The organism is Cryobacterium gelidum, assembly GCF_004403985.1.
Classification (GTDB): Bacteria; Actinomycetota; Actinomycetes; order Actinomycetales; family Microbacteriaceae; genus Cryobacterium; species Cryobacterium gelidum.
This window is the reverse complement of sequence record NZ_SOHL01000022.1, coordinates 18,779-40,762: the sequence shown is the minus strand read 5'-3', so window position 1 is coordinate 40,762 and position 21,984 is coordinate 18,779. Positions and strand designations below refer to the sequence as shown.

General features: G+C 66.8%; 20 protein-coding genes. 10 read left to right on the top strand and 10 right to left on the bottom strand.

Going from position 1 to position 21,984, the window contains the following annotated elements:
• Positions 1–7: 7 nt before the first annotated feature.
• Positions 8–1,468, bottom strand: a complete 1,461-nt coding sequence (gene yczR, locus E3T50_RS12075; protein WP_134552180.1) for a MocR-like transcription factor YczR — start codon at positions 1,466–1,468, stop codon at positions 8–10.
• A 63-nt stretch (positions 1,469–1,531) separates the two neighbouring features.
• Between yczR and yczE the strand changes: the two genes are divergently transcribed.
• Together yczE and E3T50_RS12065 are read left to right on the top strand one after the other, a co-directional pair.
• The gene (gene yczE, locus E3T50_RS12070; protein WP_134552178.1) at positions 1,532–2,155 is read left to right on the top strand and encodes a membrane protein YczE; all 624 of its coding nucleotides are present in this window, start codon (positions 1,532–1,534) and stop codon (positions 2,153–2,155) included.
• A 120-nt stretch (positions 2,156–2,275) separates the two neighbouring features.
• Entirely contained in the window at positions 2,276–2,734 is a 459-nt protein-coding gene (locus tag E3T50_RS12065; protein WP_134552176.1) for a pyridoxamine 5'-phosphate oxidase family protein, read from the top strand.
• On the opposite strand, the gene E3T50_RS12060 is transcribed toward E3T50_RS12065, so the two are convergent.
• A complete protein-coding gene (locus E3T50_RS12060) occupies positions 2,721–3,887 on the bottom strand; it encodes a M20/M25/M40 family metallo-hydrolase (RefSeq protein WP_134552174.1) in 1,167 nt (388 codons plus the stop codon). The genes E3T50_RS12065 and E3T50_RS12060 overlap by 14 nt on opposite strands.
• Positions 3,888–3,985: 98 nt before the next feature.
• Between E3T50_RS12060 and E3T50_RS12055 the strand changes: the two genes are divergently transcribed.
• Positions 3,986–4,780: a CPBP family intramembrane glutamic endopeptidase gene (locus E3T50_RS12055; RefSeq protein ID WP_134552172.1), complete on the top strand. Its 795-nt coding sequence runs from the start codon at positions 3,986–3,988 to the stop codon at positions 4,778–4,780.
• A gap of 484 nt (positions 4,781–5,264) precedes the next feature.
• Positions 5,265–7,394, top strand: coding sequence for an APC family permease (locus E3T50_RS12045; protein WP_134552206.1), 2,130 nt, complete (start codon positions 5,265–5,267; stop codon positions 7,392–7,394).
• 36 nt (positions 7,395–7,430) lie between these two features.
• Here the strand turns inward: E3T50_RS12045 and E3T50_RS12040 are convergent, their stop codons facing one another.
• Positions 7,431–8,516 carry an NAD(P)-binding domain-containing protein gene (locus E3T50_RS12040; RefSeq protein ID WP_134552170.1) on the bottom strand — a complete coding sequence of 362 codons (1,086 nt, stop codon included), beginning with the start codon at positions 8,514–8,516 and terminating at the stop codon, positions 7,431–7,433.
• Positions 8,517–8,668: 152 nt separating this feature from the next.
• Between E3T50_RS12040 and E3T50_RS12035 the strand changes: the two genes are divergently transcribed.
• Positions 8,669–8,953, top strand: coding sequence for a DUF3073 domain-containing protein (locus E3T50_RS12035; protein ID WP_134552168.1), 285 nt, complete (start codon positions 8,669–8,671; stop codon positions 8,951–8,953).
• Positions 8,954–9,099: 146 nt separating this feature from the next.
• Here the strand turns inward: E3T50_RS12035 and purM are convergent, their stop codons facing one another.
• The 3 genes from purM to E3T50_RS16375 are packed head-to-tail and all read right to left on the bottom strand — an operon-like array spanning position 9,100 to position 12,275.
• A complete protein-coding gene (gene purM, locus E3T50_RS12030) occupies positions 9,100–10,221 on the bottom strand; it encodes a phosphoribosylformylglycinamidine cyclo-ligase (protein ID WP_134552166.1) in 1,122 nt (373 codons plus the stop codon).
• Complete coding sequence (purF, locus tag E3T50_RS12025; RefSeq protein WP_134552164.1) at positions 10,218–11,807, bottom strand: amidophosphoribosyltransferase; 1,590 nt, start codon at positions 11,805–11,807, stop codon at positions 10,218–10,220. The genes purM and purF overlap by 4 nt, the downstream gene beginning before the upstream one ends.
• Before the next feature lie 12 nt (positions 11,808–11,819).
• A complete protein-coding gene (locus tag E3T50_RS16375; RefSeq protein ID WP_174844754.1) occupies positions 11,820–12,275 on the bottom strand; it encodes a hypothetical protein in 456 nt (151 codons plus the stop codon).
• Positions 12,276–12,313: 38 nt separating this feature from the next.
• Here E3T50_RS16375 and E3T50_RS12015 point away from each other — a divergent pair, with 38 nt between their 5' ends.
• Positions 12,314–13,249, top strand: a complete 936-nt coding sequence (locus E3T50_RS12015; protein ID WP_134552162.1) for a ribokinase — start codon at positions 12,314–12,316, stop codon at positions 13,247–13,249.
• Here E3T50_RS12015 and E3T50_RS12010 read toward each other — a convergent pair.
• Positions 13,246–13,626, bottom strand: coding sequence for a sterol carrier family protein (locus E3T50_RS12010; protein ID WP_134552160.1), 381 nt, complete (start codon positions 13,624–13,626; stop codon positions 13,246–13,248). The genes E3T50_RS12015 and E3T50_RS12010 overlap by 4 nt on opposite strands.
• A gap of 52 nt (positions 13,627–13,678) precedes the next feature.
• Between E3T50_RS12010 and purD the strand changes: the two genes are divergently transcribed.
• Positions 13,679–14,944: a phosphoribosylamine--glycine ligase gene (purD, locus tag E3T50_RS12005; protein WP_134552158.1), complete on the top strand. Its 1,266-nt coding sequence runs from the start codon at positions 13,679–13,681 to the stop codon at positions 14,942–14,944.
• Positions 14,945–14,999: 55 nt separating this feature from the next.
• Here the strand turns inward: purD and E3T50_RS12000 are convergent, their stop codons facing one another.
• From E3T50_RS12000 to E3T50_RS11990, 3 genes are read right to left on the bottom strand one after another with little or no spacing between them, the layout of a single operon-like run.
• Positions 15,000–16,526 (bottom strand): acetyl-CoA carboxylase carboxyltransferase subunit alpha/beta, encoded by a 1,527-nt coding sequence (locus tag E3T50_RS12000; protein ID WP_241990899.1) that lies wholly within the window; start codon positions 16,524–16,526, stop codon positions 15,000–15,002.
• 1 nt (position 16,527) lies between these two features.
• Positions 16,528–17,736, bottom strand: coding sequence for a CaiB/BaiF CoA transferase family protein (locus E3T50_RS11995; RefSeq protein ID WP_134552156.1), 1,209 nt, complete (start codon positions 17,734–17,736; stop codon positions 16,528–16,530).
• A 38-nt stretch (positions 17,737–17,774) separates the two neighbouring features.
• Positions 17,775–19,142, bottom strand: a complete 1,368-nt coding sequence (locus E3T50_RS11990; RefSeq protein ID WP_134552154.1) for an SLC13 family permease — start codon at positions 19,140–19,142, stop codon at positions 17,775–17,777.
• A 127-nt stretch (positions 19,143–19,269) separates the two neighbouring features.
• Between E3T50_RS11990 and E3T50_RS11985 the strand changes: the two genes are divergently transcribed.
• From E3T50_RS11985 to E3T50_RS11975, 3 genes are all read left to right on the top strand, one after another.
• Entirely contained in the window at positions 19,270–19,971 is a 702-nt protein-coding gene (locus E3T50_RS11985) for a FadR/GntR family transcriptional regulator (RefSeq protein ID WP_134552152.1), read from the top strand.
• Between the two features lie 14 nt (positions 19,972–19,985).
• The gene (locus E3T50_RS11980) at positions 19,986–20,936 is read left to right on the top strand and encodes a phosphoribosylaminoimidazolesuccinocarboxamide synthase (RefSeq protein ID WP_134552150.1); all 951 of its coding nucleotides are present in this window, start codon (positions 19,986–19,988) and stop codon (positions 20,934–20,936) included.
• A gap of 202 nt (positions 20,937–21,138) precedes the next feature.
• A complete protein-coding gene (locus E3T50_RS11975; protein WP_134552202.1) occupies positions 21,139–21,984 on the top strand; it encodes a VOC family protein in 846 nt (281 codons plus the stop codon).

Genomic DNA, 21,984 nt, shown 5'->3' with positions numbered 1-21,984 from the left:
GGGTGGGTCAGACCACTTCGGCCAGGTAGCCGGTATCGACAAACGGATGCCGCAGCAGCGACCCCCAGGCGGCGTCCAGAGCGTCGACGGCTCGGTTGGTGTCGTCGACGGAGTGCGAAAACGGCAGTCGCAGGAACCGCTCGAAAGCGCCGTCGATGCCGAAGCGTGGACCGGCCGGCACGAGCAGGCCGTAGCTGCGCGCGGCGAGCGCGAGCTGCGAGCTCACCGGAGCGCCGAGGTTGACCCAGGTGGTGATTCCACCGTCGACATGCGGCACCTGCCAATCCGGGAAAGTGTCGGCGAGTCGGCGCTCCAAATGGTCGCGTCCAACGCGCAATAGCTCGCGGCGCCCGTCCAGGACGCTGGGCATCTCGGCGAGCAGCCGCGTCACGATGAGTTGTTCGAGAATGGGCGTGCCAAGGTCGTTGGCACAGCGGGCGGCCACGAGTTTGTGAATGAGCGCCGGTTCGGTTCGGATCCAGCCGATGCGGATGCCGCCCCACACGGTCTTGCCCACCGAACCGACACTGACGACACGCGGAGCGGACCGGGCGTCGGCGCAGGCCGCGAACGGCGGAAACTCGCCTTCCCGGTCGATGGCGAGCTCGGCGATGGTCTCGTCGATGACGAGTGTCGTGCACGAGTCCGCGGCGGCGGCGGCCACCCGCGCACGCTGCTCGGCCGGCATGCTCTGACCGGTGGGATTGTGAAAATCGGGCATGAGGTAGCCGACCACGGGGCTGCTACGCTGCAGCGTTTGCAGCAGGGTGGTCTCGTCCCAGCCGCGGGCAGCCGGGTCTTCGTCCGGCCCACCCGCCGACACGTTCACGGCAACCAGGCGGCCACCGGCCGCGCGCAGCGCCTCGGCTGCGTGCGGGTAGGTAGGTGTCTCGATCAGGACGCGGTCCCCGCGTCCGATGAGCACGCGGGCCAGCAGGGCGATGGCGTGCTGGGCGCCGAGCGTCACCATGATCTGCTCGGGCGCGGTCGGCAGCCCGCGAGCGGTATAGCGGTCGGCGATGGCCGCCCGCAGTTCGGGAATACCCACCGGGTCGAAACCGGCGCCGCCGAGGTGCCGCGGCAGCTCGGCGACGCCGTGCGCCGCGGCATCCGCCAGCCCGGGCAGTGCCGGCATCGTAGCCTTGCTGAAATCCAGGATGTCGTCGGCCACGCCCGCGGAGGCCGCCACCGTCGCCCCCGGCAACCGAACGACGCTGCCCGACCCGCGCACGCTGCGCAGGTAGCCCGCGTCGCGCAGCTGGCGATAGGCCGCTGTGACGGTGGTGCGGCTCACGCCGAGGCGCAGGCTCAAATCGCGCTCGGCCGGCAGGCGGCTGTCGGTGGGGATCCGTCCGTCGAGGGTCAGCAAACGGATGCGATCGCTCAAGGCAAGATAGGCGCTCGCTCCCCCGCGCCACTGTCCCAACAGTGCGTCCAGTGCTCGTGCACTGACATGGTTGTCGCTCATGAGGCCACCCTAGTCAGATTGGCTACTTGATAACAGGCCAGTTATGCAATTGGATGGGCAACTATGACCCGTCGAATCACGCAACTGCTTATTGGCCTCTTCCTCTACGGCATCGGCATTGCCCTGATTGTTCGCGGCGGCATTGGCGTAGCCCCCTGGGACGTGCTGACCCAGGGCATCGACAACCACACGCACCTGGGCTTCGGGCTGATCACGATTCTGCTGAGCGGAGTCGTGCTGCTGCTGTGGATCCCCATCCGTCAGAAGCCCGGTGCTGGCACGGTGCTGAACGCGTTGCTCGTGGGCCCGTCAGCCGATGTTGGCCTGTGGCTCATTCCCGCTGATCTCGACCTGTGGGCGCGCATTCTGCTCTTCGCCGCAGGGCTGCTGCTGATTGCGGTCGCCACCGGCCTCTACATCGGGTCGCACTTCGGGCCCGGTCCCCGCGACGGCCTGATGACCGGCCTGCACAAGCGCACCGGCTGGAAGATCTGGATCGTGCGCACGGGCATCGAAGTCACCGTGCTCGGCATCGGCTGGGCCCTCGGCGGCAACGTGGGAATCGGCACAGTGCTGTTCGCCGTGCTGATCGGGCCGCTCTGCCAACGCACCATCCCGTTCTTCGCGATCAAACGCCCCGGACGCGCGGTCCGGGCGGCCGATCCCGCCCCCGCCACGACCGTCTGAGGGTCCGCTCAAGCGTGGGCTCACGGTTGTGGTCGGCGTGGAACAACATCGCGTCGCGCACACACTGCGCCCTCTCAGGGTCACGCCTGAGCATCGGCGCACCGGAGTACCGTTTACCACATGGCAACGTGGCGAGAAGTGGAACAGGATGCGCCGCAATTCGCGGCACGGGTGCGGGCACGATTCGACGCCGGCACCAACAAGACGATGGCCTCCCTGCGGCGGGACGGCTCCCCGCGGATCAGCGGCACCGAACTCGTTTTCGAGCCCGAGCGCATCACTCTGGGGATGATGCCCGATTCCCTCAAGCTGCATGATGTGCTGCGAGACCCACGTGTCGCCATCCACTCGCCGACCCTGGAACCGCCGGCCGGACAGCCGTCGGACTGGGCCGGTGACGCAAAACTGGCCGGGACGCTGGTCGTCACCGAGCCGACGTCAGCCGATTCGCCGGGCACGTCGAGCTTCGACCTGCGGCTGCACGAGGTCGTGCTCACCTACATCGACCCCGACAACACCCATCTGGTGATCGAGTCGTGGCACCCGGGGCGGGGCTGGGAACGGATCAGCCGACTGTAGGGCCGCAGAACTCGGTGATGGTGCCCTCGAGGATGTCGGCAAGGGCCCGCACCGACTGGGCGTCTGCCCACTCGGTATCGGCGTGCAGGCCATCACCATCGGCGCCGAACACGACGCAAGGGATGCCGGCTTCGAGAATCAGACCGGCGTCGGTCCAGAACGGTTCGCCGCGGGTGGCCGCCGGGCGGCCGAGCACCCGTTCGGCATGGCCGGACAGCGCACGCACGATCGGCCAGTGCGGCTCGGCCGCAAAGGCCGCCCGCGCGACCAGCCGGGTCAGTGTGAACTGAAACTGGGGCTCGGTGCGCTCCAGCTCGGTGAACAGGGCGCGCAGTTCGGCCTCGACGCTCTCGGGCGACTGACCGGGCAGCATCCGTCGTTCGAGGGTGAGTACGCAGCGGGCCGCGACCGTGGCCGCGTCGTCGCCGCCGGCAATCTGCGACACCCGTACGGCGCCGTGGCCCAGCGTGGCATGCGCCGGGGCCGCGTTCAGCTGTTGCCGCAGGCCGTCGAGGGCGCGTAAGACGAGGCCGGCATGCCAGATGGCGTCGACGCCGAGTTCGGGCTGCGAGCCGTGCGCGGCGAGCCCGGTCAGCTCGAGTTCGAACCAGGCGAATCCTCGGTGGGCGATGGTGAGTTCGAGGCTGCTCGGCTCGATCACGAGGGCGGCATCGGCCCGAAAGCTCCGCAGCACCTCCTCGGTGCCGATGCTCCCGAATTCTTCGTCGGCGACCAGCGTGACGATCACATCCCCGGCCAGCCCCTGCGCGGATGCCCGCGCTGCCGCCACGAGAATAGCCGCGAGCCCACTCTTGGTATCGATGGCCCCGCGCCCGTACACCCGGCCGTCACGGAAATCGCCGCTGAACGGATCGCCCGCGTAGGTCGCCACGCCGACCGTGTCGAGGTGACCGTTGAGCATAAGCGAGCGGCCGATGCCGGTGCCGCGCTTCAGGCCGACCACCGAGGGCCGCCCGGCAGTCTGCTCGAGCACTGTGACGTCGAAACCCTGCTCGAGCAGCCAGTCACGGCACCACGCGGCGATCGGGGCCTCACCCGCTGCATCGGGCACGAGGTCGGGGTTGACCGAATCGATGCGCACGAGCTGCTGCAAAATCGCGACGGGGTCGGTCTCAGAGAGTAGACGGGTCATCCCTCGAATCTAGGCCCTGCCTCGAAAGCGGGTGAATCGCTGCCGCGGATGTCTTTGTCAGTTGTCCGCAACGGGAGCCGCTTTGGATAAGGTGCAGCATGGGTTCCACTTCCCGATGGGGACTGATTCCGGCGGCGTTGGTGAGCGCCTCCGCTGTGCTGCTGTTTGCGCTGCGGATGCCACTGCCCGGCTATCTCCTGCTGGCCGCAGCTCTCATGGGCGCATTCATGGTCAATCGGGCGCTGTTTCGCGATCTGCTGCTGCTATCAGTGGGTCTGCTGATCATCAGCTCCATCTCGGTCGAGGCGAACATCAGCTATCCGAACATTGCGCTCATGGGAACGGTATTGAGCCTGTCGGTGCTGGTGCCCTACCTGCTGTCGCGCTATTACTTCAAGGATCACGCAATCCTATTTCCGATTCGCACGGGGCAACGCTGGACCCGGCTCGAGCGCGCCTACCTGCCCATGGTCGTGCTGCTCGGCTACCTCATCCTGCCGAGCTATTTCATCGGCTCCGGCGCTTATCAGAACTGGCCAGCGGTCACCGCACCCGATGAAATCGCCCGCCTCTTCGTTGGCGTGGGCTTCGTGGGAATCTGGGACGAATTATTCTTCATCTGCATCGCCTTCGCCCTCCTGCGCCGGCATTTTGCCGACTGGCAGGCCAACATTTTGCAGGCCGTGATCTTCTCGTCGTTTCTGTGGGAGCTCGGGTACCAGTCGTGGGGGCCGCTACTGACCGTGCCGTTCGCACTGCTGCAGGGCTACACCTTTGCCCGCACGCGGTCGCTGACCTACGTGGTCTGCGTGCACCTGCTCTTCGACCTCGTAGTGTTTCTCGTACTCGTGCACGCCCACACACGCGACTGGCTTGCCATCTTTCTGTACTGAGCTATGAGAACACCGATACCGGCCGCGCCGAGCTGCTCGCCCGCGACGGTGAACTCGACGCGATCGAAGACGAGGTGACCGACTCGGTGCGGCGACTCGCCGACCAGGTGCGCACCGGCGTCAACTCCGCTACGAAAACCCTGCACGCCGACCTCGCCTCGGCCGCCCGCCAGACCCGCGATTCCACCAGAGTCGACCCGCGCGGCTACGACGGTACAGCCGATTCGTGGGACCCCGCGGGCTCGTCGACCTGGGGGCGACCCCGCCCGACGCCGTTTCGTCACTCCGCCGACAGCTCGCCGACGTGCGCGCGAGCATCCTCGCCACCCTGCACCCGTAGCCCTGCTCAACCTGGTGCGTAAGACCGGCAATGTTCGGGACACGCCGTTTTTTCGGCCGAAAAGCACGAAGTGTCGCAATTTTGCCGGTTTTACGTGGACCAATCGATTTGACACGGAACCGGGTAGGTGTAGTGTCGACCCTCGTGACACCCGAGGCGAATGCCCCCGTACCAGAGAACCGTTCACCTAAGCGGTGGATCATCGGCGATCCACTCCCCACCGAGCATTTGGACGGCCAACTGCTACCCAAACACCTCGCCCTGCCCATCTTTGCGAGCGACCCGCTGTCGAGTGTGGCGTACGCGCCGCAAGAACTCCTCATGATCCTGACCCTCGGTGGGCTCGCATTCTTGAGCTTCGCGCCGTGGGTTGCCGCGGTCGTCGTCGTGCTGCTCGTCGTCGTGGTCGCGTCGTACCGCCAGTTGATCAAGGCGTACCCCTCGGGCGGCGGTGACTACGAGGTCGCCCACAAGAACCTGGGTGAGAAAGCCGGCCTGGTCGTCGCATCCGCCCTGCTGGTCGACTACGTGATGACCGTGGTCGTATCGGTCGCGAGCGGCGTGGACAACATCATCTCGGCGATACCCGCGCTGGCCCCCCTGCGCGTCGAACTCGCCGTCGTATTCGTCATCCTGCTCGCGGCAGCCAACCTGCGCGGCGTTCGGGAGTCGAGCAAGGCCTTCGCCGTGCCGACCTACCTGTTCATTGGCAGCGTGCTGCTGATGATCATCGTCGGACTCGTGCGGGCCCTCCTCGGCGACGCCCCCGTGGCGGAGTCCGCCGGGTACGACGTTCAAGGTGAGAACCTGGCTCAGGCCGCGTTCATTTTGCTTCTTCTTCGTTCCTTCGCGAGCGGATGCAGCGCCCTCACCGGGGTCGAGGCGATCGCTAACGGGGTGCCCGCGTTCAAACACCCCAAGGTGAAGAACGCCCAGCGCACGCTCACCCTCATGGGCGGCATCGCCATCGTACTGTTCGTCGGGCTGACGACCCTCGCACTCATCTCCCAAGTGCATTACGCAGAACGTGCCTGCGACTTGATCGGCTGGGCCGAGTGCGCCACGGCTCCGCAGCGCAGCCTGATCGCCCAGGTCGCCGCCGCAACCTTCGGCGACTACTCCATCATGTTCTTCGTGCTGCAGGCGGCCACAGCGGCCGTGCTGCTGTTGGCCGCGAACACGGCCTTCAACGGCTTCCCGCTTCTGGGCTCCGTCCTCGCCCGGGACTCCTACGCACCCAAGTCGCTGAGCACCCGCGGCGACCGGCTCATCTACTCCAACGGTGTCGTTCTCCTGGCCCTGGCCGCAGTGGCGATCATGGTCGTCTACCAGGCCAACCTCACCGTGCTGATCCAGCTCTACATCATCGGCGTGTTCGTGTCGTTCACCCTTGGCCAGACCGGCATGGTGCGGCACTGGCTGAAACTGCTGGGGAAGAACCCGCCGAACCGGGGTTCGATCATTCTGAGCCTCTCGATCAACGGTTTCGGAGCCGCACTGACCGGAGTGGTGCTTATCGTCGTGACCATCACGAAATTCACCCACGGTGCCTGGCTCGTCTTCGTGATGATGCCGATCCTGTTCTTTCTCATGATGGGCGTCAACCGGTACTACCGCGACGTCGCGAAGGAGATCGAAGTCGATCCGGTCACGACCTTCGGGTCGCAGGGCGACCATGCGATCGTGCTCGTCGGCAAGATGCAGAAGCCCGTACTGAAGGCCCTCGACTACGCCATCGCCGCACGGCATGTCAGTCTCGAAGCGGTGCATGTCTCCATTGACACCGCCGAGACCAAGGAACTCAAACGTGCCTGGGTCAAGCAGAACATCCAGGTGCCACTGCGCATCGTCGCCTCGCCCTACCGCGACATCAGCTGGCCACTGATCAACTACATCAAGGAGCGTCGCCAGGATCACGGTTCCGAGGTCATCACCGTGTACACACCGATCTACATCGTCGGGCACTGGTGGGAAGGCCTGCTGCACAACCACAAGGCACGCCGGCTGCGCCAGAAGCTCATGCTCGTGCACGGCGTCACGATTGCCCTGGTGCCGTGGCTGCTCGACTCCTCGGAGCTCATCTACGGCCGCCGCTCCCGCCCGATTCCCGGTCAGGACCGTCGCGGGGAGCCCGTGCGTTCACGCCCGGTGTCGCGCCGACCGCTCGCGCCACCCACGGTGACTCCCGAGACCGCGACGAAGTCGACCACGATCGTGGGAGCCGTTCCGCCGCAGTCGCGACCGTCGGCATCCCGTCGCCGCAAGCGCAAGTAGCAGCGTCGCCGCTTCCACAGCGCGGTGGGCGTCGGGCTAGAGCCGGGCCATGATCTGCCGGGCGATGATGCGACCGGCACGGTTGGCGCCGACCGTGCTCGCCTGCGGGCCGTAACCGGCGAAGAAAATGCGCGGGTCGGTCCACGACACACCGGAGGCGACCACGACACCGCCGGCCTTTTCCCGCAGATTGAGCGGCGCCAGATGTCGCAGCTCCGGCCGAAAACCGGAAGCCCACACAATCGCGTCCGCCTCGGTAAAGGTTCCATCGCTCCAGCGCACACCGGCCGGCTCAATGCTCGTGAACATGGGGCGAGCCACGAGCAGTCCCCGGTCGATGCCAGCCGCGATGCGGCGCGTGACCGGCACCCCGGTTCCGCTGACAATGCTCGGGAGTGCTTTGCCAGCCCGGGCCGCGCGATCCTGCGACATCACGGCCGCCACGGCGGTCACCTCCGCGAGCTCGTCGGTGTGACTGAAATCAATCGGACGACGCGCCACCCAGGTCAGCTCGCTCGCCACCCCCTCGAGCTCAAGCAGAAAACCGATCGCCGACGTGCCGCCGCCCACCACCACCACATGCTGGCCGGCGAATGCTTCGCTCGACACGTAGTTCGCCGTGTGCACCTGCGTTCCCTCGAAGGTATCCGCGCCCGGGTAGTGCGGCACGAACGGCGCGCCCCAGGTGCCGGTCGCGTTCACGATTATTTTCGCGTCGGTCTTCTGATCGCCAAAAACAGGGGAACTTGTGGCCACGACCAGGTTGGACTGAATCGGAACGACGCTGGTCACGGTCACGGGGCGCACGACATTGAGCTCGAAGTGCCGCTCATAGTCGCTGTAATAGTCGCTGACGACGTCACGTGCCGGCAGGGTGTGATCGGCCGTGTCAAAGCTCAGGCCCAGTTCTTTCATGCCGGGAAGATCGTTGACGCGGTGCGCCGATCCGAGCTGCAGGGCCTGCCAGCGGTGCTGCCAGGCCCCGCCGGTGCCGGGGCCTCGATCGAAAATGATGAAGTCCCGGCCCGCAACGAGCTCAAACCGGCGCAGGTAGAAGGCAACGGACAGCCCGGCCTGGCCGGCGCCGATGATGACGATGGGCACGCTGACATTGCCCGTCATGCCACCCCATTCCTACGGATTAGCCGTGCGAACGGCGTCCGCGGTGCGCAAGGCCCACCATGCTAAACTAAACTCTAGTTTTTACACATTCCGTTCGGCAAATCCCGAGGGTCTCACGACTCGCTCGGCCTGGCATCGTAAGGGGGTCACGCATGGGGCGCGGCCGTCAAAAAGCAAAGCACACCAAGGTAGCTCGGGAGTTGAAGTATTTCAGCCCGGATACCAACTACAACGCGCTTGAACGCGAGTTGACCGGGCATCCGTCCGATCCGCGCCTCGACGAAGACCTCGCCAAGTGGCCCGAGTACGAAGCGGACAAGGCCAGGAGTGCCGCCAGTGATGGCGCCACGGATTCGGCTGACGACGACGACGATCCCGACGACGACGATCGTTACGTCGACCGCTACGCCACCGAAGACGAGAAGAAGCGCGCATAGGCTCCGTTTGCGGGGTGCGCTCTTCGCGCGCCTCTGCTATTAGCGAGGCGATCCGGTCTTTCAGCGTCCGCCGGATCCATCACCATGTGCCGCTGGCGTCTGCGACGCTGGCCTGCGGTACGTGTGCACCGCAGGCTCGAGCTGGGTCAGCTCGCGTAGGCTCCGACGAGGCGCACAGCGCCGCCGTTGACGCCCTTGGCACCCTGCTCGAACCCGGTCAGATCATGCGCGGCGCGAGAGACACGGCCGGTCACCCAAGCAGGAATTCCGCTTGTCGCCAGACGCGCGATAACCGACGACGCGGATGCCGCATCGACGACCGCGAACATGCCCACTCCTAGATTCCAGGTTCCCTCCGCGCTTTCCAGCGTGGACCCGGCCATATCGCCGAGCACCCGGAAGATGGGGGCGGGCGACCAAGTAGAGCGGTCGACCTCCACCCACGACCCGACGGGCAGCACGCGGGCGAGGTTCGCCGCGATGCCGCCTCCGGTGACGTGGCTGAGCGAGTGGATGGCACCGGCCAGCTCGGGCTCATCGAGCACGTCGAGCAGCGGGCCGGTGTACAGACGGGTCGGCTCCAGCAGGACTTCGCCGACCATGCCGCCGAGTTCGGCCGACATGTCGGTGTAGCCGATGCCGCGCTGCGCCAGAATGTGGCGTACGAGCGAGTAACCGTTGGAGTGCAGGCCGCTCGACGCCATCGCGATGACGACGTCGCCGGAGAGGACCTTGTCAGCGCCGAGCACCTGATCGGCTTCGACAACCCCGGTGGCCGCGCCGGCCACGTCGTAGTCGTCCCGGCCGAGCAGGCCGGGGTGTTCGGCCGTTTCGCCGCCGACGAGGGCGGTTCCGGTCTCGGAGCAGGCGCGGGCGATGCCGGCCACGATCGAGGCGATGCGCTCGGGTACGACCTTGCCGCAGGCAATGTAGTCGGTCATGAAGAGCGGGCGGGCACCGACGACGACGATGTCGTCGACGACCATGCCGACCAGGTCTTGCCCGATGGTGTCGTGCTTGTCGATCGCCTGCGCGATGGCGACCTTGGTGCCCACGCCGTCCGTTGACGTGGCCAGAAGGGGCTGGCGAAACTTGGTGAGGAATGACACGTCGAACAGTCCGGCGAAGCCGCCGACACCGCCCCAGACTTCCGGGCCATGCGTCTTCGAAACGGCCGACTTCATGAGCTCGACCGCGAGGTCACCGGCCCTCGTGTCGACTCCGGCTGCTGCGTAGGAGTCGTTGGCAGTGGTGGAGGCGTTGCTCATTCTGGTCTTCCCGGGTCACCGAACGGTACCTGGCCCAGACGGGCGAGGGCTTCTTCTCTGCGTACGGCCGGCGCCAGAACCGATTCCAGGTCGGAATCCGGGCCGGGGTCGCATCCGTTTGATGCCGCCGGGCGCTCGAGCAGGTTCTTGCCGAGGTGCTGCGATTCCGGCAATGCGATCGGGTAGATGCCCGTGAAACACGCGGTGCAGAGGCGTTCGCGCGGCTGCTCGGTGGCTTCGATCATGCCGTCTTCCGAGAGGTAGCCGAGGCTGTCGGCGCCAATCGACTGGCGCACCTCGTCGATCTCCAGGCCGGTCGCGACGAGTTCGGCGCGGCTGGCGAAGTCGATGCCGTAGAAGCACGGCCAGGTGATCGGCGGGCTCGAGATGCGCACGTGCACCTCGGCGGCGCCGGCCTCCCGCAGCATGCTCACGAGGGCGCGCTGCGTGTTGCCGCGCACGATCGAGTCATCGACCACGATCAGCCGTTTGCCCTTGATCACGTTCTTGAGCGGGTTCAATTTCAAACGGATGCCGCGCTGCCGGATGGTCTGCGACGGCGCGATGAACGTGCGGCCGACATAGGAGTTCTTGACCAGGCCCTGGCCGAACGGGATACCCGACGCCTGCGCGTAACCGATGGCTGCGGGGGTGCCGGATTCCGGCGTCGGGATGACGAGGTCGGCCTCGACGGGGTGCTCGGCGGCTAGCCGGCGGCCCATTTCGACCCGGGCTTCGTGCACGCCGCGGCCCGCGATGGTGGTGTCGGGGCGAGCGAGGTAGACGTACTCGAAAACGCAGCCCTTGGGGTCGGCCTTCGCGAAGCGCTGCGTACGCAGCCCGTTCTCGTCGATGGTGATGAGCTCACCGGGTTCGACCTCACGCACGAAGCTCGCACCGACGATATCGAGGGCGGCGGTCTCGGAGGCGACGACCCAACCACGTTCGAGGCGGCCGAGCACGAGCGGCCGCACGCCCTGCGGGTCGCGGGCCGCGTACAGGGTGGTTTCGTCCATGAAGACGAGGCAGTAGGCGCCGCGGAGACGCGGCAGCACCTCGAGCGCGGTGGCCTCGAGGGTGTGGTCGAGGTCGCCGGTGAGCAGGGCGGTGATCACGGCGGTATCGGTCGTGTTGCCGCGGGCCAGTTCGCCGTCAACCTGCGGGTAGCGTTCGCGCACGAGTTCAAGCAGCTCGGCGGTGTTGGTGAGGTTGCCGTTGTGGCCGAGGGCCACCGTTCCGCTCGAGGTGCGACCGAGGGTCGGCTGGGCGTTCTGCCAGCTCGATGAGCCGGTCGTGGAATAACGCGTGTGACCGACGGCGATGTGCCCGAGCAGGGTGCTCAGCGAGGCCTCGTTGAAGACCTGCGAGACGAGTCCCATGTCTTTGTAGATGAGAATCTTGCTGCCGTCACTCGTAGCGATGCCGGCCGATTCCTGACCGCGGTGTTGCAGGGCATAGAGGCCGAAGTAGCTCAGTTTGGCTACTTCTTCACCGGGAGCCCAGACGCCGAAGACACCACAGGCGTCCTGTGGGCCCTTCTCATTGGGAAGAAGATCGTGATTTAACAGTCCATCGCCACCGGGCAAGCCGCAGCCTCTTTACTTCTCGTTGAACGCTTGGAAATCGTCGTTGGGGATGCCGGAGTCAGGCACAGCGGCAGGCAACTCGTTGGTATTGGGTTCATTGGTACTGAATTCGTTGGTACTGGGTTCGCTCGCTCCCAGTCTATCGACGACCACCGTCGTTCGCGATCGACCAATGATCCGGTCGATCACGAGGGCGACGATCGCGCCGAGCGTGGTGCCGATGGCGAGGCCGCCGAGCAGCAGGAAACCGAAAATCTGCACCCGGTCGTACTCGCCGTTTTCCGGGAAGGCGAGCGTGAGAATCAGGGCGAGCAGCACCCCGACGACGGCGCCGAGCAGCATGAAATTGCGGTAACGCGGGGCCCGATGCACGGTAACGGTCGCCTTCGCCAACACGCTCTCACTGGCGCTCTCGTTGTCGGCGCCGTTATCGGCCGACGGGTCCTGGGCCTGCTCAAAAGAACTCACCCCGTCATTGTCCCACGGGCAGATGCGAGACTGACTCTATGAACACGATTGCGGTACTCGGAAGCGCCAACATGGATCTCGTTGTGCGTCAGGCGCGTTTGCCGCTGCCCGGCGAAACGATTTTTGGGGCCGGTTTCAGCACGGTTCCGGGCGGCAAAGGCTTGAATCAGGCGGTCGCCGCCGCCCGTCTAGGAGCGGACGTGACCTTTCTGGGAGCGGTGGGGGCGGACGCCTACGGGGCCGAGCTGCGCACGCTGCTGACGACCGAGGGAATCCGTTCGACCGAGTTGGCCACAGCGGATGCCCCCACCGGAACCGCCCACATCTCCGTCGTGGACAGCGGCGAGAATTCGATCGTCGTGGTGTCGGGGGCCAACGCCAGCGTCACCACCCTGAGCGTGGAACAACGCGCGGTCGTCGCCGATGCGGCCTTTCTCGTGATGCAGTGCGAACTGCCGACCCGGGCATTGGCAGAAGGAATCGCCGTCGCTCGCGCAGCGGGCGTGTTCACCGTGCTGACCCCGGCACCGGTGGTGCCACTGCCCGCCGGCTTTCTCGCCTCGGTCGATCTCGTCATACCGAACCAGATCGAAGCCGCCGAGCTCACCGGGGAGAGCGACCCGATACGTGCTGCGGAGACGCTCAGCGCCGGCCAGACCTGGGCGATCGTGACGTTGGGTGCCGAAGGATCGGTCGTGGCCTATGACGGTGAGGCCCTCGGGCTCGCGCCGGCCCGCCCGGTTACGGCGGTCGACACCACGGCGGCGGGCGATACCTTCGTCGGAGCCCTCATGGCGCACCTGGCGGTGAATTTTGTGCGCGGAACGGCGCTGACCCCCGACGACATGATCGAGGCCGTACGTTTCGCCACGGTAGCATCCTCGGTCTCGGTGACCAGAACCGGGGCCACGAGCTCGATGCCTACCCGCGCCGAGGTCGACGCGATTCTCGCGCAGTCTCTACGACACGGCTAGAACCGCCCCGGCAACACCGGCACGTGGCCGGTCAAATCGGCCCGGGCACCCGAGGCGTGGATGCTGCCACTCGCGAGTCCGTCGGCCCAGGGCAGCGCGCCGGTGGCGAGAGCGAGCCAGGTGGCGGCATCCGTTTCGATCACGTTGGGCGGGGTACCGCGGGTGTGGCGGGGGCCGGCGACGCACTGCACGGCGCCGAACGGCGGCACGCGCACCTCCAGGGTGTTCCCCTCGGCCTGTTCGGCGAGCAGTTGCAGGGTGTAGCGCACCGCCTGCGCACGAATGTCCCGGCTCGCGGGGGTGCCGCAGGCGAGCGCCGCGAGCGCCGCCCGCACGGCTGCCCGGCCGGCTCCGTCGTCAATGCGCGCTCGTGCCATGGTTCCAGTCTGCCCGATCCGCCGGGCCCGGGGCATCGGGTAGCCTGAAACGGTGAAAATTCTGGTCCTTGGTTCCGGTGCCCGCGAGCACGCCATCATTACCGCACTGCTCCGTGAGCAGCCGCGACCGAGTGTCGAATGCGCCCCCGGCAACGCCGGAATCGCCGCCGAAGTTCCGGTCGTAGCGCTCGATCCCAATGACCCGGTCGCCGTCACCGACTATGCCGTGTTGAACAACATCGAACTCGTCGTCATCGGCCCGGAGGCCCCGCTCGTGGCCGGTGTCGCCGACGCACTGCGCACCCGCGGTATCGCTGTATTCGGTCCCGATCGGGCCGCCGCTGCCCTCGAGGGAAGCAAGACTTTCGCCAAGCGCATCATGAATGAGGCCGGGGTTCCCACCGGCCGCGCCGTTCGCGCTGGCTCACTCGCCGAAGCCGAGGCTGCGCTCGACGAGTTCGGAGCGCCCTACGTTATCAAGGCCGACGGCCTCGCCGCCGGCAAGGGCGTGCTGGTCACATCGGATCGCGCCGCAGCCGTCGACCACACCACCTTCTGGCTCGAACACGGCAACGTGCTCATCGAAGAGTTTCTCGACGGCCAGGAGATCTCGCTGTTCCTGCTCAGCGACGGCCACAGTGTGTTACCGCTCTCGCCCGCCCAGGACTACAAACGCGCCCTCGACCATGACGCCGGGCCCAACACCGGCGGCATGGGCGCCTACTCGCCGCTGCCCTGGCTCGACGCCCAGTTCGGCAGCGAGAACGAGTTCATCGACGAGATCATCGAGACGGTCGCGTTGCCGACCGTCCGCCAGCTCGCCACCGAGGGCACCCCGTTCGTCGGGCTGCTCTACTGCGGACTTATCTTGACGGATGCCGGCATCCGCGTCATCGAATTCAACGCACGTTTCGGAGATCCCGAGACGCAGGTCGTGCTGCCGCGCCTGCTCACGCCCCTGTCGGGCCTGCTGTTCGCGGCCGCGACCGGCACACTCGGCACGCTCCCCCGGCCGGAGTTCTCCGCCGATGTCGCCGTGACCGTGGTGCTCGCGAGCGAAAATTACCCACAAGAACCGCTGGTCGGGCGCGAGATTACCGGATTGGACGCAGCGCTGCGGGTGCCCGGCGTCTCGATCGCACACGCCGCGACCGCGGCCAGGGGCGACACGCTCGTGTCCACCGGCGGCCGAGTGCTCAGCGTCGTCGCCGTGGGCGCCTCATTCCACAAGGCCCGCTCCCGCGCCTACGAGGCGCTCGGGCAGGTGTCCCTGGAGGGTTCGCACTATCGAACAGACATCGCCGCACGCGTCGCCTGACTGACGCCCCGACGCCGCGCGAACGTCGATGGCGGGGCATCGCCCATCAGCGGGCTCAGGTACGGCGGCCCAGCGCACGAAACTTCGACACCCGGCGCGGCAGCAGCTCGGCTACCGGCACGCTTGCGAGCGTGGACAGCTCGTACTCGATGGCCGTCGCCATCCGCTGGCAGAATGCCCGGCCTTCCTGCGCTGCGTCCGGGCGCTCGTCGACGATGTGGTCGACGATCCCGTTGGCAAAGAGCGACGCAACGTTCACGCCCTGCGCCTCCGACATGGCCGGGGCGAATTCCGTCGTGCGGTGCTTGATGGCGCTCGCGCCCTCGGGCGGCAGCGGTGACAGCCAGGAATGCTGCGCGGCAATGATGCGGTCGGCCGGTAACAGGGCGAGCGCCCCCCCGCCAGCCCCCTGGCCGAGCAAGACCGACACGCTCGCCGAGCGCAGACCGATGAGCTCGTGCAGGGAGCGGGCGATTTCACCGGCCATCCCGCCCTCCTCGGACTCCTTCGACAGGGCGGCCCCGGCCGTATCGATCACGGTGAGCAGCGGCAGGCCGAGTTCTTCGGCGAGGCGCATACCCCGGCGGGCCTCGCGCAGCGACCCCGGGCCCATCGGGGTGTCGCGCGACGGCCGCGGGCGGATGTGGCCGAGAACGATGCAGCTCTGCTGCCCGAAGCGCGCCATGGCGAGCATGAGCCCCGGGTCGTTCTCGCCCTCGCCCGTGCCGTTGAGCGGCAGCACGTCGTGGGCGCCATAGGCGAGCAGCTGGCGTAGGTCGGGCCGGCGCGGGTTTCGCGAGATTTGGATGGATTCCCACGCGCCGGCAGGAGCGGGCCGCACCTGCATGGTCTCCGGGGCCGCCACCGGGATGGCCGCTTTGCCGGTGAGGATGGTGAGCGCCCGGTGGACGATTTCCGGCAGCTGTTCGGGTGGAACAACGGCATCGATCAGGCCTTGATTGAACAGGTTTTCGGCGACCTGCACGTTCTCCGGGAACTTCTTTCCGTAGAGCGCTTCATAGACCCGCGGGCCCAGGAAGCCGAGCAGCGCGCCCGGCTCCGCCACCGTGACGTGCCCGAGCGATCCCCACGACGCCATGACCCCGCCCGTGGTGGGGTGTCGCAGGTAGACAAGATACGGATGCCCCGCCTCTCGGTGCGCCCGTACGGCGGCGGTGATCTTCACCATCGAGAGAAAGGCGAGGGTGCCCTCCTGCATGCGGGTACCGCCGGAGGCCGGCCCGGCCAGTACCGGCAACCCGTCGCGGGTGGCGCGCTCGATCGCGTCGACGATACGATCCGCGGCGGAGAGCCCGATCGATCCGGCCAGGAACGCGAACTCGCTCACCACGATCGCTACCCGATGCCCGCGGATCAGGCCCTCGCCCGTCAGCACGGATTCGTCGGTTCCGCTCTTCTGCCGAGCCTTTACCAAATCAAGCCGGTACGTCTCGTCCGGGTCGGGATCGACCACGGGCTGGTCCCAGCTCGAGAACGATCCGTCGTCGAGTACTACCCCAATGAGCTCGGTAGCGCTGAGGTGGCGGGTTGTCGGTACCGACACCACGTCTCTATTCGGCACGTTAGATCCCTTCCACGGCGCGATTGAGCCAGTCGCGTATCTCCGTGCCGTGCTGGTTGAGCACCGGCGGAGCAGAGTGCGTGGTGTTGGTCGTTTCGGCGGTGTCGGCGGGTCCGAAGAACCGCAGTGGCGGGCCCGGGAGACTGATCTTGCCGAGCACGTCATGCTCGACGTCGATCAACAGTCCCTGTGACAGCACCTGGTCCCACTGATAGACCTCATCCAATGAGCGCACTTTCCCGGCCGGAATTCCGGCTTCCGCGAGTTTCTGCAGCAACAAAGCGGCATCGAAATGAGCGAAGGCATCCGTTATCGCCGCAGTGAGGCCGTCCCGGTTGCGCACGCGGTGCGCGTTGGTGGCCCACTCGGATTGGGCGGGATCGAGGCCGAACTCGGCCGCGAAGGTGGCCCAGAGCTTCTCACTGCCGATGCTGATCTGCACGCTGCCGTCGCGGCATGCGAACAGGCCGTAGGGTGCGATCGACGGATGGTGGTTGCCCTGGGCCTCTGGCACCTCGCCCGCCACCGTGGCGCGGGTGCCCTGGAAGGCGTGCACTCCCACGAGCGCGGCCAAAAGCGAGGTACGAACAATCTGTCCCTCCCCCGTGCGCTCGCGCTGCAGTAAGGCCGCGAGGAGCCCGAAGGCGCCAAACATGCCCGAGAGCAGGTCGGCGATCGGTACCCCTACCCGCTGCGGGTCGTCGGGGCTGGATCCGGTGAGTGACATGAGGCCGGCTTCGCCCTGCAGGATCTGGTCGTAGCCGCTGCGGCTCGACTCGGGGCCGTCGTGGCCGAAACCGGTGATCGAGAGGATAACGAGCGACGGGTTGAGCTCGTGCATCGCCTCGGGCGAGAATCCGAGGCGGTCCAGGACACCCGGGCGGAAGTTCTCGACCACCACGTCGGCGCGCAGCAGCAGGTCGCGCAGCACCGCGCGGCCGTCGTCGCTCTTCAGGTCGAGGGCGATCGACTCCTTGTTGCGGTTGCAGGAGAGGAAATACGTGGATTGCAGGTTGTCGTCGGGACCGACGAACGGCGGACCCCAGCCCCGGGTATCGTCTCCCATTCCGGGATTCTCCACCTTGATGACGCGTGCCCCGAGGTCGGCGAGCATCATGCTCGCGTGCGGCCCGGCGAGGGCACGGCTCAGGTCGACGACCAGATAGCCCTCGAGTGGACCTCGCGCTCGGGTCTGGGTGTCCGTGCTCATAGTCAGTCCTCTTTCAATCTGCGGTATGCGGTGTGCGTCTACAACCAGCCGGGCAGGACCAGCACGGCCCAGGCGATGGCGGGGCCGGCCACCACGACGATGCCGCTGTAGGCGAGGATCTGCTTGTAGAAGCGGTCCTTGTCGACGTCGTCGGGTGCGTTGGCCAGCACGAGAGCGCCGTTCGTGGAGAACGGCGACACGTCCACGATGGTCGATGCCACGGCGAGGGCGCAGATCACGCCGATCGCGCCGATTTCGCCGGTGGCCAGGAACGGCACGGCGAGTGGAATCAGGGCGGCCAGGATGGCGGTCGAGGAGGCGAACGCCGAGACGATGGCGCCGATGTAGCAAATCAGCAGCGCCGCCAGCAGGGGCATGCCCAGGTTGGCTACGGCATCCGACACGTATTCGATGGTGCCGGCCTCTTCGAGTACGCCCACGAAGGTGAGCATGCCGCAGATGAGCAGCACGGTCGACCAGCTGATCTTGTTGACGGCACCCTTCTGCGCTGCGGGCGAGACCAGGGCGAGGATGACGGCGATGGTGATGGCCACGAATCCGACATCGACCTTGAAGCCGAGCGCGATGACGGCCAGGGCGATGAGGCCGGCGATGGTGATCAGCTGAGGAATGCGTTCTGCACGGCTCGGCGTCTCTTGTGCGCCGTCACCGGCGGGGTCGCGGGGGCCGTAGATGCCGGAGCCGAAGCCCTTGAACGCAACGTCGCCACCGGCTCTGGAGCCCACGCTGACCGCCATCCGAGCTTCGGCTGCCTGCTCCACGAAGTGGCCGACCCGGCTCGAGAGAAGCCCCCGGCCACCGAGCACGATGAACAACACGACGGCGATCAGGAAGTTGAAGATGAGGCTCGACAGGAACACCGCCGTGGGGCTCGCGTCGAGTCCCGTGGTGGAGATGAGGCTGTTGACGATGACGCCGTAGACGGCGATGGGCGAGAATCCGCCGCCCTGCGCTCCGTGAATCACCATCATGCCCATGAGAAGTGGGCTGATCTTGTACTTGCGGGCGAAACCGAGCGCGATCGGTGCCACGATGGCCACCGCTGCCGGGGACAGGGCACCCACGGCGGTGATCACGGCCGTGATGATGAACATGATCCAGGGGATGAGCGCTACCCGTCCACCGACAAGTCGAACCGATCCGCGCACGAGCAGGTCGATCGTGCCGTTACCCTGCGCGATCGCGAAGAGGTACGTGACCCCGACGAGTGTCAGGAAGAGCCCGCCGGGAAAATTGGCGAGAATGTCGGTGGTCTCCATGCCGAGGAAGACGGCGCCGAGCAGGAAGGCACCGACGAAAGCCAGCGCCCCCATGTTGACGGGCAGTAGCGTGGCGGTGAGAAACATCACCGCCAGGATGATGATCGAGATGATGGGAGCGGACATCCTTGTTCCTCCATGATTCAAGCGAAAATGTGGGCTATTGGCTCACTGGACTAGCCTCCTAGATAGTAGGTGAGTTTGTCAATGCCCGTGTACCCTTAGGGTCACACTTCGATGAGGAGGCACACGCGTGGCCCAGGAACTAGAACCCCAGCCCCTGTCGCGAGTGTCGAAACCACGGCTGTACGAACAGCTCGTGGCGCAGCTTCTCTCCTATATCGAGTCGGCTCACCTGGGCCCCGGCGACCTGTTGCCCGCCGAGCGCGATCTCGCGGAACGTCTCGGCGTCTCGCGCGCCACCCTGGCGCAGGCGCTCGTCGCCCTCGAGGTACTCGGAGTCATCGATGTTCAGCACGGCACCGGCGCCGTGCTGGTGTACCGGCCCAGCATCGCGACGGTGATCAAGGGACTCCGCGCCCACCGGAACCGGCTGCCGGAAATCGTCGAGGCCCGCAGCACCCTTGAGGTCAAGCTGGCCGAGCTCGCCGCGCTGCGTCGAACCGATGCCGACCTGGCGGCGATCGAAAACGCCGTGCAGATCATGGCCGAGGAAATCGCGGTCGGCGACCGCGGCGCGCACGGCGACGAACTCTTCCACCAGGCCGTCACGGCCGCCGCCCACTCCCCCGTACTGGCCCAGCTCATGACGTTCATAGCCGAGATGATTCTCGAAACGAGATTGGAGTCCCTGGCCCAGCCCGGCCGGCCCGAGCAGTCCCTGGCCTCGCACCGCACGATCATCGCGGCGATCCGGGCGCAGGACGTCACGGCCGCGAGCGCGGCGATGCTCTCGCACATCGAGCTCGTCTCCGACGTTGCCCTGCTGAAGTAAGAGAGAATACAAGCGTGACCGAATCCGCGCAGCCCACAGCATCCGTCGCCCGCGATCTGCCCGGATGGCTTCATGCCTACTCGGGCAAGGTGCGGGACCTCTATATACCCACCGACGGGACGACGGATGCTTCGGCCGACCTGCTGAGCGCCTCCCGTGTGCTCGTGGTCGCCAGCGACCGAGTGAGCGCGTTCGACCATGTGCTGGAGCCGGGCATCCCGGGCAAGGGCGAGCTGCTCACGACCCTCAGCCTGTGGTGGTTCGACCGGTTGACCGGCATCCCCAATCACCTCGTCGCCGATCACGAACAGGTCGGCAGCACCGTGCGCGAGCTCATCCCCGCGCCCGTCGCTGGCCGGGCAATGCTCTGCCGCACCCTCGACATGTACCCGATCGAGTGCGTTGTGCGCGGGTACCTGACGGGCAGCGGCTGGAAGGAATACGTCGAGTCCCAGTCGGTGTGCGGCATCGCACTGCCGGCCGGCCTGCAGAACGGCGACCGCCTGCCGGAACCCATCTACACCCCCGCGTGGAAGGCTCCACTGGGCGAGCACGACGAGAACATCACGTTTGAGCGCACGATCGAACTCGTCGGGCCGGGCATTGCCGCCGAGCTCCGCGACCTCTCCCTCACCCTCTTCGCCACCGCCGGAGCGATCGCAGAAAAGGCCGGCGTCATTCTCGCCGACACCAAGTTCGAATTCGGAGCCGACCGGCAGACCGGCATGACCGTGCTCGCCGACGAGGTGCTCACGAGCGACTCCAGTCGGTACTGGGACGCCGACGCCTGGCACACCGGCAGGACGCCCGACGAGCGCATGGCGAGCTTCGACAAGCAGATCGTGCGCGACTGGCTCGCCGCGCACTGGGACGGTACCGGTGCCCCGCCCGAGCTGCCGGCCGAGATCGTGGAGCAGACCGCGGCCCGCTATCGTGAACTGCTCGAGCGCCTCACCAGCGCCTGACTTCCCTGCACGCCGTCGGGTGCTCGGCGGATCGCTGTACGCCGTCGGGTGCTCGGCGGATCGCTGCACGCGGCCTGGCCGATGTGTCCGCCAGCGCGCCGGGCGACGGATGCGCTCCGGCTCGCGGAATAGCAGGGGCGGCACCCGAGTTGCCTCTGGTGTGACCCCTACCGCGAAGGACCTGCTGGCCGCCGAAACCGGAATGGGTGCGGTGACCCTGCGCGTGGGCAACCTCGACGCCATGATCGCGTATTACCGCGACGTCGTGACGCTTGAGTTACAGAGCCACGACGGACCGGTCGCCGTGCTCGGGCGAGGACAAACCCCGCTCGTGATTCTCCAGCACGCCCCCGAACTCAGCACCGCCGAACCGGGCTCGGCCGGGCTGTACCACACGGCCATTCTGTTCGACACGCAGGCCGGCCTCGCCGCCGCCGTCTACTCAATCGGCACGAAATCCCCCCCAACGTTCACCGGCAGCGCTGACCACCTGGTCAGCCAGGCTTTCTACTTCACCGACCCCGAGGGCAACGGCATCGAGTTGTACTGCGACCGCGACCGCGACCTCTGGAGCTGGTCCCACGGCCAGGTTGAAATGGCCTCGCTCTCTCTCGACCCGAACGCATTCATTTCTGAGCATATGCGGCCAGAATCACCGACCGCCGGTCACGCCATCGTCGGCCACGTGCACCTCTCGGTCGGAGACGTCGCGAGCGCTCGCGAATTCTACGTCAACCGTCTCGGCTTCGAGGCGACCGCGAACTTCGGCCCCTCCGCTCTGTTCGTCTCGGCCGGCGGCTACCACCACCACATGGCCATGAACACCTGGGAGAGCTCGGGCAGCGGCAAGGGCCGCCTAGCCCTGGGGCTCGGCCAGGTCAGCATCATCGTGCCCGGCACCGACGACATCGGTGCCCTCGACGAGCGGATGAGCCACTACAAAGTCGACACCCGTCACGACGGGCACACCCTCAGCTTCGAGGACCCGTGGTCCAACCGCATCCTGGTGCGCGCGGCTGACGCTGCGACACCGATCGCGACGCCGTAA